The organism is Rhodococcus sp. SB1D, from assembly GCF_048573875.1.
Taxonomy (GTDB): Bacteria; Actinomycetota; Actinomycetes; order Mycobacteriales; family Mycobacteriaceae; genus Rhodococcus_F; species Rhodococcus_F qingshengii.
The window spans coordinates 652,734-666,916 of the sequence record NZ_JBMAIQ010000002.1 but is presented as its reverse complement, the minus strand read 5'-3'; the positions used below and the strand labels follow the sequence as shown (position 1 = coordinate 666,916).

General features: G+C 60.2%; 14 protein-coding genes. 7 read left to right on the top strand and 7 right to left on the bottom strand.

Annotation, left to right across the window (positions count from 1 at the left end; all coding sequences use genetic code 11):
- Window positions 1-57: 57 nt before the first annotated feature.
- The 3 genes from ACN50D_RS08765 to ACN50D_RS08755 form a co-directional block, all read right to left on the bottom strand.
- Window positions 58-933, bottom strand: coding sequence for an oxidoreductase (locus ACN50D_RS08765; protein WP_161120110.1), 876 nt, complete (start codon window positions 931-933; stop codon window positions 58-60).
- A 50-nt stretch (window positions 934-983) separates the two neighbouring features.
- Window positions 984-1,937: a membrane protein insertase YidC gene (gene yidC, locus ACN50D_RS08760; protein WP_003939695.1), complete on the bottom strand. Its 954-nt coding sequence runs from the start codon at window positions 1,935-1,937 to the stop codon at window positions 984-986.
- 112 nt (window positions 1,938-2,049) lie between these two features.
- Complete coding sequence (locus ACN50D_RS08755; protein WP_065455270.1) at window positions 2,050-2,355, bottom strand: DUF6412 domain-containing protein; 306 nt, start codon at window positions 2,353-2,355, stop codon at window positions 2,050-2,052.
- A gap of 390 nt (window positions 2,356-2,745) precedes the next feature.
- On the opposite strand from ACN50D_RS08755, the gene ACN50D_RS08750 reads away from it, so the two are divergent.
- Together ACN50D_RS08750 and ACN50D_RS08745 are read left to right on the top strand one after the other, a co-directional pair.
- On the top strand, window positions 2,746-3,285 hold the full coding sequence (locus ACN50D_RS08750; RefSeq protein WP_030535282.1) for a C40 family peptidase: 540 nt from the start codon (window positions 2,746-2,748) through the stop codon (window positions 3,283-3,285).
- Window positions 3,286-3,475: 190 nt separating this feature from the next.
- Window positions 3,476-3,712, top strand: coding sequence for a hypothetical protein (locus ACN50D_RS08745; protein WP_007733940.1), 237 nt, complete (start codon window positions 3,476-3,478; stop codon window positions 3,710-3,712).
- Here the strand turns inward: ACN50D_RS08745 and ACN50D_RS08740 are convergent.
- Window positions 3,687-6,044 carry an ATP-binding protein gene (locus ACN50D_RS08740; RefSeq protein WP_058226164.1) on the bottom strand — a complete coding sequence of 786 codons (2,358 nt, stop codon included), beginning with the start codon at window positions 6,042-6,044 and terminating at the stop codon, window positions 3,687-3,689. The genes ACN50D_RS08745 and ACN50D_RS08740 overlap by 26 nt on opposite strands.
- Window positions 6,045-6,240: 196 nt before the next feature.
- Between ACN50D_RS08740 and ACN50D_RS08735 the strand changes: the two genes are divergently transcribed.
- From ACN50D_RS08735 to ACN50D_RS08725, 3 genes are all read left to right on the top strand, one after another.
- Window positions 6,241-6,966, top strand: a complete 726-nt coding sequence (locus tag ACN50D_RS08735; RefSeq protein ID WP_042451513.1) for a GntR family transcriptional regulator — start codon at window positions 6,241-6,243, stop codon at window positions 6,964-6,966.
- Window positions 6,967-7,074: 108 nt separating this feature from the next.
- Window positions 7,075-8,649: an NCS1 family nucleobase:cation symporter-1 gene (locus ACN50D_RS08730; protein WP_050654766.1), complete on the top strand. Its 1,575-nt coding sequence runs from the start codon at window positions 7,075-7,077 to the stop codon at window positions 8,647-8,649.
- 5 nt (window positions 8,650-8,654) lie between these two features.
- Window positions 8,655-9,383: an aspartate/glutamate racemase family protein gene (locus ACN50D_RS08725; protein ID WP_007733934.1), complete on the top strand. Its 729-nt coding sequence runs from the start codon at window positions 8,655-8,657 to the stop codon at window positions 9,381-9,383.
- On the opposite strand, the gene ACN50D_RS08720 is transcribed toward ACN50D_RS08725, so the two are convergent.
- Together ACN50D_RS08720 and ACN50D_RS08715 are read right to left on the bottom strand one after the other, a co-directional pair.
- Window positions 9,350-10,525, bottom strand: coding sequence for an MFS transporter (locus ACN50D_RS08720; protein ID WP_003939751.1), 1,176 nt, complete (start codon window positions 10,523-10,525; stop codon window positions 9,350-9,352). The genes ACN50D_RS08725 and ACN50D_RS08720 overlap by 34 nt on opposite strands.
- A gap of 98 nt (window positions 10,526-10,623) precedes the next feature.
- Entirely contained in the window at window positions 10,624-10,935 is a 312-nt protein-coding gene (locus ACN50D_RS08715; RefSeq protein ID WP_007733929.1) for an ArsR/SmtB family transcription factor, read from the bottom strand.
- Between the two features lie 338 nt (window positions 10,936-11,273).
- On the opposite strand from ACN50D_RS08715, the gene ACN50D_RS08710 reads away from it, so the two are divergent.
- Both ACN50D_RS08710 and ACN50D_RS08705 read left to right on the top strand, forming a co-directional pair.
- Window positions 11,274-12,524 (top strand): MCE family protein, encoded by a 1,251-nt coding sequence (locus ACN50D_RS08710; protein ID WP_202425829.1) that lies wholly within the window; start codon window positions 11,274-11,276, stop codon window positions 12,522-12,524.
- An 82-nt stretch (window positions 12,525-12,606) separates the two neighbouring features.
- Window positions 12,607-13,362 (top strand): class I SAM-dependent methyltransferase, encoded by a 756-nt coding sequence (locus ACN50D_RS08705; protein WP_007733927.1) that lies wholly within the window; start codon window positions 12,607-12,609, stop codon window positions 13,360-13,362.
- A 43-nt stretch (window positions 13,363-13,405) separates the two neighbouring features.
- Here the strand turns inward: ACN50D_RS08705 and ACN50D_RS08700 are convergent, their stop codons facing one another.
- Entirely contained in the window at window positions 13,406-14,158 is a 753-nt protein-coding gene (locus ACN50D_RS08700) for a MerR family transcriptional regulator (protein ID WP_007733922.1), read from the bottom strand.
- Window positions 14,159-14,183: the final 25 nt, after the last annotated feature.

Sequence of the window (14,183 nt, the reverse complement as noted above, 5' to 3'; positions counted from 1 at the left end):
CCCCCCCCCCCCCCCCCCCCCCCCCCCCCCCCCCCCCCCCCCACCTTCATATCTGAATCAAATCCCGAACGAGACTCCGGTCAACGTCTCCGACAGTGTCCACAAACCCGAGGCTGTCTTCGTATCGTGTGACTTCTTGTTCGACCCCACGACCTTCGGATACCCTCGCTGCTCGAACGGACCGTCCGGTCCGATGTAACTGCCGCCGAAGGCATCCGGCGCGGTTGCCGCCCACAGTTCGGGAAGGGCGCCCATCTCCGCGGACTGCGCGAAGATCGAATTGCCGATTCCCATCAGCTTGTCCTGGATCGACTCGGTGTGCCCCTGCAGGTTCGTCGACGCGTACCCCGGATGCGAAGCGAGCGCTTTGAGCGAAGATCCCGACGCCGCGAGCCTGCGTTGAAGTTCGTACGTGAACAACAGATTGGCAAGCTTCGACTGCCCGTAGGCCAACCAGCGGTTGTACTTCCGACGCTCGAAATTGAGATCGTCCAGATCGACAGTTCCGAGCTGATGCAGGGCACTGGACATCGTCACGACACGATCGGTGAGCTTGTCCTTCAGCAATCCGGTCAACGCGAAGTGTCCGAGATGATTTGTGCCGATCTGCATTTCGAATCCGTCGACCGTCCGGCGGAACGGAACCGCCATCACGCCGGCGTTGTTCACCAGGACGTCGACCTTCTCCGTTGCGTCGGCAAAGGCTCGTACCGACGACAGATCCGAGAGGTCCAATTTGCGGACAACCGCGTTGGGCCCGATCTCGGCGGCTACGGCGTCGGCCTTCGTGGTGTCACGACAGGCGAGGACGACGTCGGCCCCGGCTTTGCCCAGCGCTCGTGCGACTACCTCACCCAGTCCGCTGTTCGCCCCCGTGACGACAAATGTGCGGCCGGTCTGATCGACTACGTCTTCTGCGGTCCATTTGGTCATGCTTTCCAGCGTACGTGCCTTACTCGCCGGTAGGGAGGGGTCGCCTTCCGTCATCGCCTGCGCTTGGCGCGGATGGGCTTGGCGCCCGGCAGCGGCGGTGCAGCCACTCTGGGCGACGGGGGCGCGGTCATTCCGGGAGTCGGCGACGATTCGGCTTCCTTCTGCTCCGCAGCGATGCGTCCGTACACAAAATGCTGTTGTCCCAGCGTCCAGCAGTTGTTACTCACGAAATACAGCAGGATCGCCACGGGCGCGAATGCACCGAAAGCGATCACCCCCACCGGAAACACCCACAATGCGAGCTTGTTCATGATCGCTGTTTGAGGGTTGACGGTTCCGGTGTCCACTTGGCGCGCGATGGATGCCCGCGATGTGAAATGTGTAGCGACGGCGGCAAATATCATCAGCGGTACCGCTACCAGAATGATGGAGATACGGCTTACGTCGCCGAATGCTTCCAGTTGTGCTGCCGGGCTCGAAATCATGGCGGACAACGGTGCGCCGAACAGTTTGGCGTCGAGAAAAGACTGCACGTCCGAGGCACTGAAGAAGTAGTTGGCCGTGTTCGCGTTGTCCGCCACCGACATCGGTTCGGTCGGGCTCAGAAACGGGACGTGCGATGCCGCTCCGGTCCGATTGAACGATCGCAGGACGTGATAGAGACCAATGAACACCGGTGCCTGAACCAGCATCGGCAGACAGCCGAGCAACGGACTGTAATTATGTTCTTTCTGCAGCTTGGCCATCTCTACAGTGAGTTTCTGCCGGTCACCCGAATACTTCTTCTGCAACGCCTTGATCTGAGGTTGCAGCTTCTGCATCACCAGTTGAGTGCGGACCTGCTTGACGAAGGGTTTGAACAGCAGGGCTTTGAGCGTGAAGACGAGAAATACGACCGACAACGCCCACACGACGCCGTTGTCGGGTGATCCGGAGACCAGTGAGAAGACCTTGTGCCAGAACCAGAGGATTCCGGACACGGGGTAGTAGACAAAATCGAGCATGACGAATGAACCTCACCGAAAGGCACGCTCAGAGAGACGAGAGCGCGGGAATGGTCGTGGACGCAAGACGTCTGACCGACCTACGACGAGTTCACACCCGCCGACTGCCGATCTACAGACCGATTCCCGGAGCTCGAGGTTGCGGACGACCGGGCGCGTCCGGGCTGCTCTGCCTGCGGAAAGCACCACGCAGGCAGCGTTCGTCATCAGACGGGCCAGTGGTCGAAACCGCGCACAGTTGCAGAAGTTCGTACTTCGAGGAAGTTGCGAGCGCAGCGACCACGAAGACGGCAATCGCAGTTCCCAGCACCGCGGCGCTACCCGAGGAACCAAGCGGAGGCACTGCGAGAAGAGCGATGAACGGCAGCAGAAGCAGCAACAGTGACCGTGTCACCGTTCCTGTGCTCCGCTGTTGCATGACTGCGAGAGTACAGAACGTCCGCCGAATCCAGCCAGACGCTTGCCTCACGTACTTGTTCGCGCAGCCATTTGTGCGCAGGATCGTGGTCCATCCGACCGTGCCACTGTTGAGCGTTCGGCGCTCCCGCTGCGAATCGCCTGACCGGAGCCGGGGTGAGGCCGGCCGCCGTGCCCTCCTTGATTCGGATCACGAAAGTCCGTCGAAGTTCTCGCGATCGATCAACAGGCCTTGCACCCACAATGCCGCTCGAAACAGGTATGCACCCCGTCCAACTGACCGATGCGAACACGTCGAGGCGCAACCAGGCTGAGTGTCGCAAGCCGAAGCCCGATCACACCCAGCTGGACACCTGCTTCGGGACGCATCGACGCAAAGGCAACACGAGAAATGTCGCACCACCGATTCACCGACCCCCGCACGAGGAAGCATGCACTCGGAAGAGCGCTTGTCGTCGGCGTTCTTTCCCTGACAACCCTTGCCGTGAGTATCGACACCGCGAACGCTCAGGCCCCCGTGCTTCGGGACTGGAACATCGCCGCAGTTTCCGTCGACACGAATCCGGCGAAGGTGTCAGCTTTCGCTTCCTCGGATACAGGCCGCGTATTGGCAGCCGCAGAGTCCAAGATCGGCGCTCCGTACGTCTGGGGCGCGACCGGGCCGGACTCGTTCGACTGCTCCGGTCTCGTTCAATGGGCCTATGCACAAGCGGGCGTTTCGATTCCGCGAACCAGCTACGACCAGGCGGTTGGCGGCACTCCAGTTTCCCGGGACGATCTACAGCCGGGTGACGTGGTCCTGTACTACGGCGGGGAGCATGTGGGGATCTACACCGGAGGCGGTGAGATCGTTCACGCCCCGACGTCCGGGGAGTCGGTCGAACGCGCACCCGTGGACTCGATGCCGTACTACCTCGCCCGACGTTACTGACATGAATCCCGCAAGCTCGATGAAACAGCGTGTATCGCGGCGATATTCGAATCGCTCGTCGCGAGCCGAACGATTGACACTCCCCCATTGCGCGGAATGTGATGTCATCCTCTCGCCCGCGAGCGCGGTCTGCGCCAGGTGCCGTGGGGCGCGGTTGGACGTGACGCGGTGTTGCGGAGACGGCACTGTCGTGTCCTGGCGAACGGTTCACGGCGACCCCTCGACCGTTCTCGCCATCGTGGAATTGGACGAGGGGCCGTGGCTGTACACTTTCCTCACCGAATCCCCTCGCGCGGATGCGCCTGGACCGCTACGAGTGTCGTTTCAGGGGCGTGAAGAAGGTAAGCGCTACCCGGTGTTCTGCTTGTGCGGCGACGACCGTGGTGAACTGCTATCGGACGTCAACTCCGGCCTGCTGAGCCATTGACCTCACGCGAGTCACGCTCCTGCGCGGTCGAGACGTACCACGCTGCGATCTGCGCTCTGGAACTGAATCCCAGTTTTGTCAGTACGTGTTCCACGTGTCCCTGAGCGGTGCGCAGCGAGATTACCAAGTGCTCCGCAATCGCGCGATTGGTCAACCCTTGGGCAACCAGTTCCGCAACTTGCTGCTCACGAGGAGTGAGGTGAGGCCCTTCAGCCGACGACGCAGTCGTGACACTGGAGCGCTTGTCGAGCGCATATGCGACAGCTTCACCCTCGGACATCGCAAACCCGCTGCGAAACGACTTGTCGAAAGCATCGTCACCCATGGCTTTGCGAGCAGTCTCTGCAGCAGTGTCGTGATGAGCTGACAAACCCGGCAGGCCCGCCAGCCGTCCCCCGACCTTCTGCCAATACATGGCTGCCGCGCCGAGCAGAACCGCTGCATGCTTCCAATCACGTTGCGCTGCAGCAATCCACGCCAACGGCTCGATACACCACGCCGAGTTCATCGGGGCATCGAGAATTCTCAGACTTCGAGTCAAATAGTCACTTGCGGCATCCAATTCACCTCGGAGCCAGCTCACGAGCCCGAGAGTTCCCAGCGCAAATGCCTGGAACATCATCTCGTCGGCGGGCACGGTGATCGCGAGAATCTCTTCGTTGCACTCCACAGAGCGATCAAGAGCGCCGGACAGGAAGTACGCGACTCCCAAGGTGTCCAGGCCGATCACAACATGCAGCAGATTCTTGTCGAGTCGAAACAGCGTCAACGCGGATTCCAGCTTGGCTGTAGCGGTATCGAAGTTACCTCTGAAGGTATCGACGTATCCGTCTCCCCACGTCGCCAAGCCGCGCGAGCGCACATCCGCCAAGTCGTTTGCCAGGCGCCAACTCTCGTCGACCAACTCTTCTGCCCGTTCGAGTTCCCCCTGCATCGCGTGATTCACGGCGTCGATGGCCAAGACATCCACTCGGAACGGATCCAGCTCTCGATCCTCTGCATTCAAGGCTCGATCCGTCCAGTAACGCGCCTGCACAAGTAATCCACCTGCAAGCCAGAATCTGTACAACGCACCGACCATTCGCGTTGCAGATCGCGCCTCTCCGGCAGTGGAAATCGAGTACTCCAACGCATCGTTGACGTTGCGCTGTTCACGACCGAGCCTTGCGATCCAGGCAGCTTGCCGGCCACTGATCCACTCGGCTTCCGCATGAACGACCAGTGCCTCGAACCAATCACGATGGCTTCGACGCAGAGCGGAATACTCACCGGCGGACTCCAACTTTTCATGTCCGTACTCCCGGAGTAGGTCGAGTAGGTGGTACCGAACATCCCCGTCGGTTTCCTCACGAATCAGGATGGACTTCTCGACCAACGCGGTGACGAGATCGAGCACTTCGGTCGAATTCATGTCCTGCCCACACACGCCCTCAGCGGCATCGAGATCGAACCCACCCGAGAACACCGACAACCGCCCCCACAACTGCTGTTCGGTTGGCGAGCAGAGGTCGTAACTCCAATCGATCGACAATCGCAGCGTCTGTTGACGACTCGGAACGTCGCGTCCACCCGTTGTAAGAAGTCGGTATCGATCCGAGAGCCTGTTCATGATCTGCTCAGCAGACATACCACGCAGGCGAGCTGCCGCCAGTTCGATCGGAAGTGGGAGTCCATCCAAGTCGTGACAGATATGCGCAACGGCGCGCTTGTTCTCCTCGGTGAGGGTGAAACCAGGTACGACGGAAGCCGCACGCTCGGTGAACAACGACACCGATTCGTACTGGGCAATTCCCTCGAATTCGGGCGGCTGTTGCTGCGGCGTGGTGAGTGAGGGAACGCGCATCGTCACCTCACCGCCCAGGCCCAGCGATTCGCGGCTCGTCGCCAGGATCTTGACGCCGGCACATCGCCGTAGGATCGCGCCTACGAACACAGCGACGGCATCGACCAGATGTTCACAGTTGTCGAGCACCAACAGCAGACTCCGATCGGCGCAGTAGTCGATCAATGCCTGCAGCGGGTCCGCCGACGAGACCGACCGGACACCAAGGGTCACGGCGACATGATCTTCGAGGAGATCCGAATCTGTCTGCTCCCCCAGTTCCACCAACCAGGCACCGTCTCGAAACACCCTTTGCAACGCGCCCGCAAGTCGGATCGCGAGCCGTGTCTTGCCCACGCCACCGATCCCGGTGAGTGTCAACAAACGGGACGTCTCGAACAATCTCCTGGCGTCGGCCAACTCACGCCGACGACCGACGAAACTCGTCAGCTCCAAGGGCAGGTTGCCGACAACTCGCTGGTCGGCTTCTGAGCGCACAGCGGATGCCATCGACCGACTCGCTTTCTGCCATACCACTACACAACAACGCTACCCCCACGATCGGCCTCCCGAGCAGCACTCACGCGAGCATGTGATCGGAGCCCACTTGTTCTCCCCCGAGTGCGAGATGCACGACGGCCACACCGGTGTCACGCAGACGAAACAACGTATTCCTACTCTGGCAGACAGACGAAGGGAGAGCGACATGCCGCCGCGCCGTAGATCGGTACTGCTGACGCAACTGGTAATCGATGCTCCCGGAAGTCCACAACAAACGATCCTCGACGAACTGCGGCGAGTGATTCTGTCGGGTTCGGCGCCTCCGGGTACCCCGATTCCTCTCGGCGACGTGGCTGATGTGTTCGGTGTCAGTCGAATACCTGTGCGGGAATCACTGAAAACACTGGTCGGAGAGTCCTTGGTCGACCATCGACATCAATTCGGCTACACCGTTGCTCAGCTGACGCCGGCAGAACTGCGAGAGATGTACATCGTCCGCGAAACTCTCGAATCAGCTGCATTGGCCGTCGCCGTCGAGCAGGCAACCGAAGAGGATCACGAACACGCCGTCGAGGTGAACTCCCGTTTGGAGATCGCGTTGCGCTACGACGACTCTCAGTCCTATCACTGCGAGAGCCGAAACTTTCATCTCGCACTGACCCGACCGTCTCAGATGCTTCGACTGCTGCACATGTTCGAAGCTGCCTGGAACATCACCGAACCAGTACAGCCGATGGTCCATGTTGCCGGCGTCGATCGCCGGGTTCTGCACTCGGATCACACCGCGATGCTGGACGCATTCCTGCGTCGGGACGCATCCGCACTTCTGAGCGCTTCCGAAATCCATCATCGCCGACTCGATACCGTGATCGCGACTCTACCGACAGACACCGGTCTATTGGCCGAAAAAGATATACCGATCACGCAATAGTCGTGCAACACAGCATCGATACCTTTCTCTCAACACAGTTTTCATCACTGACGCTGAGAGCTCGTGGCACCGTCCGCTGATTTCCTGCACTGATGCACAGGAGCTGTCATGACCGACATTCTTCCGTCCCGAACGACCACTACCCCCACTCCCCCAAAGGAAACCGGATCGGGTGACCTTGTCGAAGCCGCGGGTCACCCTGTCGGAAGCGGCCTGATCAAGCCGGGCTACGACCCTCGTTTGACCAACGAGGACTTGGCGCCGCTTCGCAAGCAGACCTGGTCGTCGTACAACATCTTCGCCTTCTGGATGTCCGACGTACACAGCGTCGGCGGATATGTCACTGCCGGTAGTCTTTTCGCACTGGGATTGGCCAGTTGGCAAGTACTCGTCGCCCTGCTGGTCGGTATCACGATCGTCTACTTCTTCTGCAATCTCGTCGCCAAGCCCAGCCAAGTTACCGGCGTGCCGTATCCGGTGATCTGCCGCAGCGTGTTCGGCGTCCTCGGCGCGAACATCCCGGCAATCATTCGTGGCCTGATTGCCGTGGCTTGGTATGGAATTCAAACCTTCCTCGCTTCAGCAGCCCTCGATGTCGTACTGATCAAACTCTTTCCGTCACTCGCGCCCTATGCCGTCGTCGAAGACTACGGATTCGCCGGACTCTCCGCACTGGGCTGGGGAAGTTTCATGCTCCTGTGGGTACTTCAGGCCTGTGTCTTCTGGCGAGGCATGGAATCGATCCGCCGCTTCATCGACTTCTGCGGGCCGGCTGTGTATGTCGTGATGTTCATGCTGTGCGGCTACCTGATCTACAAGGCAGGCTGGAGCGCCATCGATCTCACGCTCGGCGACGTCAAGTACTCGGGTTTCGACGCCGTGCCGGTCATGCTCGGTGCGATCGCTCTGGTTGTCTCGTACTTCTCCGGACCGATGCTCAACTTCGGCGACTTCTCCCGCTACGGAAAGTCGTTCGCTGCCGTCAAGAAGGGCAACTTCCTCGGTTTGCCGTTGAACTTCCTCGTATTCTCGGTGTTGGTCGTCGTCACTGCATCGTTGACGCTGCCGGTGTACGGCGAACTGATCACCGATCCCGTTGCGACCGTTGCACGAATCGACAGCACCTTCGCCATCGTTCTCGGCGCACTCACCTTCACCATCGCCACGATCGGCATCAACATCGTGGCCAACTTCATTTCCCCGGCCTTCGACTTCTCTAACGTGAGTCCTCAGAAGATCAGCTGGCGCGCCGGCGGAATGATCGCAGCGATCGGCTCGATCCTCATCACGCCGTGGAACTTGTACAACAATCCGGACGTCATTCACTACACACTCGAAACCCTCGGAGCCTTCATCGGTCCGCTGTTCGGAATTCTGATTGCCGACTACTACCTCGTGCGCAAGCAGAAGGTGATCGTCGACGAACTGTTCAGCATGTCGCCGACCGGAACCTACTGGTACAGCAAGGGATACAACCCTGCTGCAGTGACCGCCACCGTGGTGGGAGCCGTCGTCGCGATGGTCCCGGTCCTGGGCAAGGACCTCACCGGGATGTACACCGCAGCGCAGTACAGCTGGTTCATCGGTTGTGGGCTCGGATTCACCGTCTATTACCTACTCGCCGCGCGCTCTTCCTCAGCTGTCCGGAATGCTTCCTCTCCCGACACTGTGACGGTCGACTGATCGTCATGAGAATCAAGGTGATCAACCCCAACACCACGTGGGCGATGACCGCCAAGATCGAGGAATGTGCCCGGACCGTCGCAGGCTCGGGCACATTCGTCGAGGCTGTCAGCCCTGCCATGGGTCCCGCGTCGATCGAAAGCCACTACGACGAAGCTCTCAGCGTCCCCGGAATCCTGACCGAGATCGCCGCCGGAGAAAAGAACGAAGTCGACGGCTACGTCATCGCTTGCTTCGGTGACCCAGGTCTTGATGCAGCCCGAGAGTTGGCCAAGGGCCCCGTCGTAGCTGTTGCCGAAGCGGCCATGAACTACGCAAGTTTCCTGGGTCGCGGATTCAGCATCGTGACCACTCTCGGTCGAACCCGCGGCCGCGCAGCCGATCTGGTGGACCGGTACGGCATGCAGGCTCGGTGCCGGGGTATCCACTCCTGCGAGATTCCGGTTCTGGAACTCGATCGTGATCCCGACGCGCGAAAGGTGATCTTGGAAGCCTGTTTCGACGCATTGGAGCAAGACGACTCGGACGTCCTCGTGCTGGGTTGCGCCGGCATGGCGGACCTGTGCCAGGACTTGTCCGACGAACTGGGTGTCCCGGTAGTCGACGGCGTTGCCGCTGGGGTCACGATGGTTCAGTCGTTGGTCACCCTCGGACTGTCGACCAGTTCGCGCGGCGAGTTCGCACGCCCACTTCCCAAGAACTACACCGGTACACTGACACCGTTCTCGCTGTGAGCGTGCCTGAGCGAGAGTCGAACACCTGTCACCAGCAGCGCCAGGATCGCGAACAATACTCCAGCCCAGACTAATTGGCGGGTTTCGAAATGCGCGAGAAACAGTCCACCGACCGCAGTGCCGAGCGTGATCCCCAGGTTGGAGAACGAGATGAAAAGGCTGTTGCCGAATTCAGGCGCGTCGACTGCATCTCGCCCCATCCAGCTCTGCGAAACCACCAGTCCACCGGAATGCACTACACCCCAAACCAACACGGCTACAACCATCGCGCCGAAGTACGGGCCCGCCAGATAGAGCATCACGTAGACGACGATGTACAGCAAGGGAAAAGCCACAACCGTGCGCACCACCCCCTTGGCGAGCAGAGCCCCGAAGACGAAGTTGCCGAAGATCATCACGACACCGAAAGCCAATAGCATCGCGCTGATCCACGATCCGCTCATGCCGGTCACTTCGCCGAGGTATTCGGCAAAGTATCCGTACACCGAGAACATGGCTGCGAAGACGAAGGTGACGGAAAGAATGGTCAACCACACGCGCGGCCGGCGAAGTATCCCGACCTGTGCACCGTACGACAGGCGTTGTGTCACAGGAGCCGAGGGCAGAAGTACGACAATCCCGAGAAACGCGAGAACGTTGACCACGGCGCCGAACACGAATGCTGTCGACACCGAAAAGTTCTCGGCCAAATAGGACGTCAAGGGCACGCCGAACGCGAATCCGACTGTGACGCCTGCAAATACCTTGGTCACCGCGGCGGTCGCCTGTTCCGGCGATACCAGACGAACCGCACTTGCAAGCGCGACAGCGAAGAAGACCGGATGAACCACGGCGGGGATGATCCGAAATGCAAACATCACCTCGAAACTCGATGTGGTCGCATACACCACATTGGAGACCGCAAAGACTGCAATCGCTACCAACAGAACGGTTCTCCTGTTGATTCCCGAGGTGATCAGCGTTGTGAACGGACCGGTCACCGCCACGACGAGTGCAAACACACCGACCAACCATCCGGCAGTCGACGCGGTGATACCGAACTTTTCGCTGATCTGAGGCAGAACCCCGATAATGCCCATCTCCGTAGTGATGATTCCGAATACACCCAACGCCAGAACCGGTATCAACAATTTCGACTTCACGACACACTCCTCACTACTTCGCCACACAAGACAGTTACATATCTATATATGTAGATATATTTGGTTGAACAACCCGACCGACGAGGGCAATTCGGCCGCTACAGCTTTTCGCGAACGAATTCCCTGAACTCGCCGATCACGGATTCGTTTCGTCGGTAATACGTCCACTTCCCGATGCGCTCGGACTCGAGCAGACCCACGTCTTTCATGCCCTGCAGATACCCCGAGATCACCGACTGGGCAAGTCCCGATCGCCCCTGGATGTCACCGACACAGACTCCGATGTGAAACCCGAGATCCTGCTGCGTATACGAGTCCTCGTCGAAATACTTCGCCGGGTGCGCGAGCCACTCCATGATCTGCAGGCGAGTCGGGTTGGACAGCGCCTTGAAGATCGCCAAAGCATCCATGGACCACACCCCTCTGCACGACAACCGGAACGCATCTACTTTTATGGATATGTTTGGCGAAGTCAAGCCCGATTCGGACCGAAAGCCGTCTGCATCACATCGAAGCATTCGAAGTGAGCTGCGACACTTACGTTTCGACGACCTGCGGAAATCTCAGCGTCGACTTTCTATCTGTGACGACTTGTTTATAGTTATCGCCAACAACGAATTGCCGGAAGTTTCCGGTTCACCTCAGAACGTCCGTGGGTGAACACAATTCGCTCAACACCAGCCGTACCCGGCTTGTCATTCGGGAGTCGAACCATGAACACACCGCATCAGTTCAGGGTCGTCACCTCATGGTGATGTCGAAGCTCGCCAAATGGCAGCTGGTCGCCCTCGTCGTGGTTGCACTCCTGGGCTTGATCTATGTCGGAGCGAAATACGTACGGCTGGACAATCTTCTGGGATTCGGCCAATACACGGTCAAAACCGAACTGGCGACGTCCGGTGGCATCTTCACCAACGCCGAAGTGACCTATCGCGGTGTACCCGTCGGACGCGTCGGTGACATGTCGCTCACGTCCGACGGAATCGAAGTCGACCTGTTGATCGACAGCAGTGCTCCGCAGATTCCCGCATCCGCGCGGGCCGTGGTGGCCAATCGCTCAGCCATCGGCGAGCAGTACGTCGACCTTCAGCCCGATACCGACCAGGGCCCGTTCCTCGAAGACGGCTCGGTGATCGCCGTGGGCGACACAACCACGCCGATCCCGATCGAGAATGTCTTGACCAGCGCCAACGGTCTGGTGCACTCCGTTCCGGTCGACGCACTCCACACCGTCGCGAAAGAACTCGGCGCGGCATTCAACGGCAAGGGCGAAGATCTGCAGGTACTTGCCGACTCGCTGTCGGGGATCTCCCAGTCGGGCCTCGACACCCTTCCCCAGACCCTCGGACTGATCCGCGACAGCCAGACGGTGCTCACGACCCAGTCCGATCAATCGTCGGCGATCAAGCAGTTCAGCACCGACCTCGACGCACTGACGGCGCAATTGCGCACCAGCGACCCCGACATCCGACGCGTGATCGACAACGGCATACCGGCCAGCGAACAAGTCGGCTCTCTCGTCACCGAAGCCGGCCCCGCGCTCACGACCAACCTCTCCAACCTCTCCGCCGTTGCAGCGGCAGCCGCACCGACACTGCCCTCGCTGCAGCCATTCCTGCTCTTCCTGCCTGCGCTCGCCGGGGCGGCGCCCACCGTTGCACCGGGAGACGGCACAGTACATCTGGGCTTGGTACTCGAGACCAACAACCCGCTCTCGTGCACCGTCGGTTACGAAGGGACCATGGCAATCCTCGACGAGATGAAGCGCAAGGACCCGAACTTCGACGACACGACGCAGAACTTCCCGTTGAACACTGCCGCCAACTGCCAGGCACCTCAGGGCAGCGAAACGGGAGTTCGTAGCGCCAACCGCATCGCGTTCGCCGACCCGAACACCTCGCAACCGTGGGACGGCAAGCCCAAGGTGGACCCGGACAAGCTCAACCTGAACCCGATTGCCACTCAACTCGCACCGATGCTCGGCGCCACCCCGAAGTAGCCGTAAACAACTGGCACCATCGACCCTCCGCGACGATGATGATGTGATGTCGGAAGGAACGCCTGAAGGCGAGTCACAGAGCATGTCACGAGGTTTCGACGAACTTGTCGCCGAAGCGGAATCCGCCTCCGTCGACGGGTGGGATTTCTCGTGGCTCGACGGACGCGCCACGGAGCAGCGTCCGTCGTGGGGGTACCAGAGGCTGATGGGTGAACGTCTCGGCCGCGCCGGCGCCGCATTGGACATCCAGACCGGCGGCGGCGAAGTCCTCGCCGCTGCACCGTCACTCCCGCCGGTGATGGCAGCAACCGAATCCTGGCCACCGAACATCGCCAAGGCCACCGCCCTTCTGCGTCCCCGAGGTGTGGTGGTGGTCGCGGATCAGGACGAGCCGCCGCTACCGTTCGCCGATTCGGCTTTCGACCTGGTGACCAGCCGACACCCAGCGACGGTGTGGTGGACCGAAATCGCGCGGGTACTCGAACCGGGAGGAACGTACTTCGCTCAACATGTGGGTCACGCCAGCGTGTTCGAACTGGTCGAGTACTTTCTCGGTCCTCAGCCGCAGGCTCGTCGCGGACGGCACCACGAGGACGAAACTGCCGACGCGATTGCGGCCGGGCTCACCGTCGTCGACCTTCGTTTCGAGCGTCTGCGCATGGAATTCTTCGACATCGGCGCCGTTGTCTACTTCTTACGCAAGGTGATCTGGATGGTTCCGGGATTCACCGTCGCGCAGTATCGGGACCGGCTCCGCGAACTCGATCAGCAGATCCGTCGCGACGGATCTTTTGTCGCGCACTCGAGTCGATTCCTGATCGAGGCACGCAAGAGCTGAGCGCACCGCGACGGGCCGCACATCCCGAACGTGATCGATGCTGCTAGTCGGACTCGTCGGCGTCGCTCCGCGAGCCGATCGCAGCGGCAAGATAGTCGCCGAGTTCACGCTGAAGGTTCGCGTCGAGTGCCCGGGCCAGTGCCGAATGTACCGACGCCACACCGAGTTCACGCATCGTCTGGAGCATCTCGGCTGTTCCGGCAACCTCGTCGCCCTCCGGGAGCCAACCGACCCCGTGCTGATCGACGATGCGATCCTTTGCCGCCTGAATCAGGTCTTTGGCGATCCCGTCCACAGCGTTGTGAAGCTTTTCGTGCACATCGACCAGTTGATCGAGAGTGAAACCGTAGTCGAGGAGACTCGAAAATCCGCTGAGCAAAGCAGGATCGGTGAAAACGCAGTTCTCTCCTTCGATCTGTACCAGTCCGAGATCTACGAGACGATGCAGTTGACCATCTGCATCTCCCCCGAGAAACTCGCGTACGACGGCCATCTCGATACTCACGGTGTCGCTGCGGGACCATGGTTCGGTGACCGCGTGCTGCAGACCCAGCACCTCTGTCAGGTCTTTCCCGCTTTCCCACCCGGTGATGAAGTCGTCGATATGCGCAGTGGTGAAACCTCGTTGAAGAAGCGTGTCGATCAGCTTGAGGCGTTCGAGGTGCGCGTCGCCGTAGATGCCTACCCGCCCACGCTTCTCCGGCGGAGGAAGCAATCCACGTTCCTGATATGCCCGTACATTCCGCGAGGTGGTGCCCGCAGCGCGCGCTAGATCGTCGATGCGGTACTCGGTCACCGCCTCGTCTCCTCTGCCGCGTCGG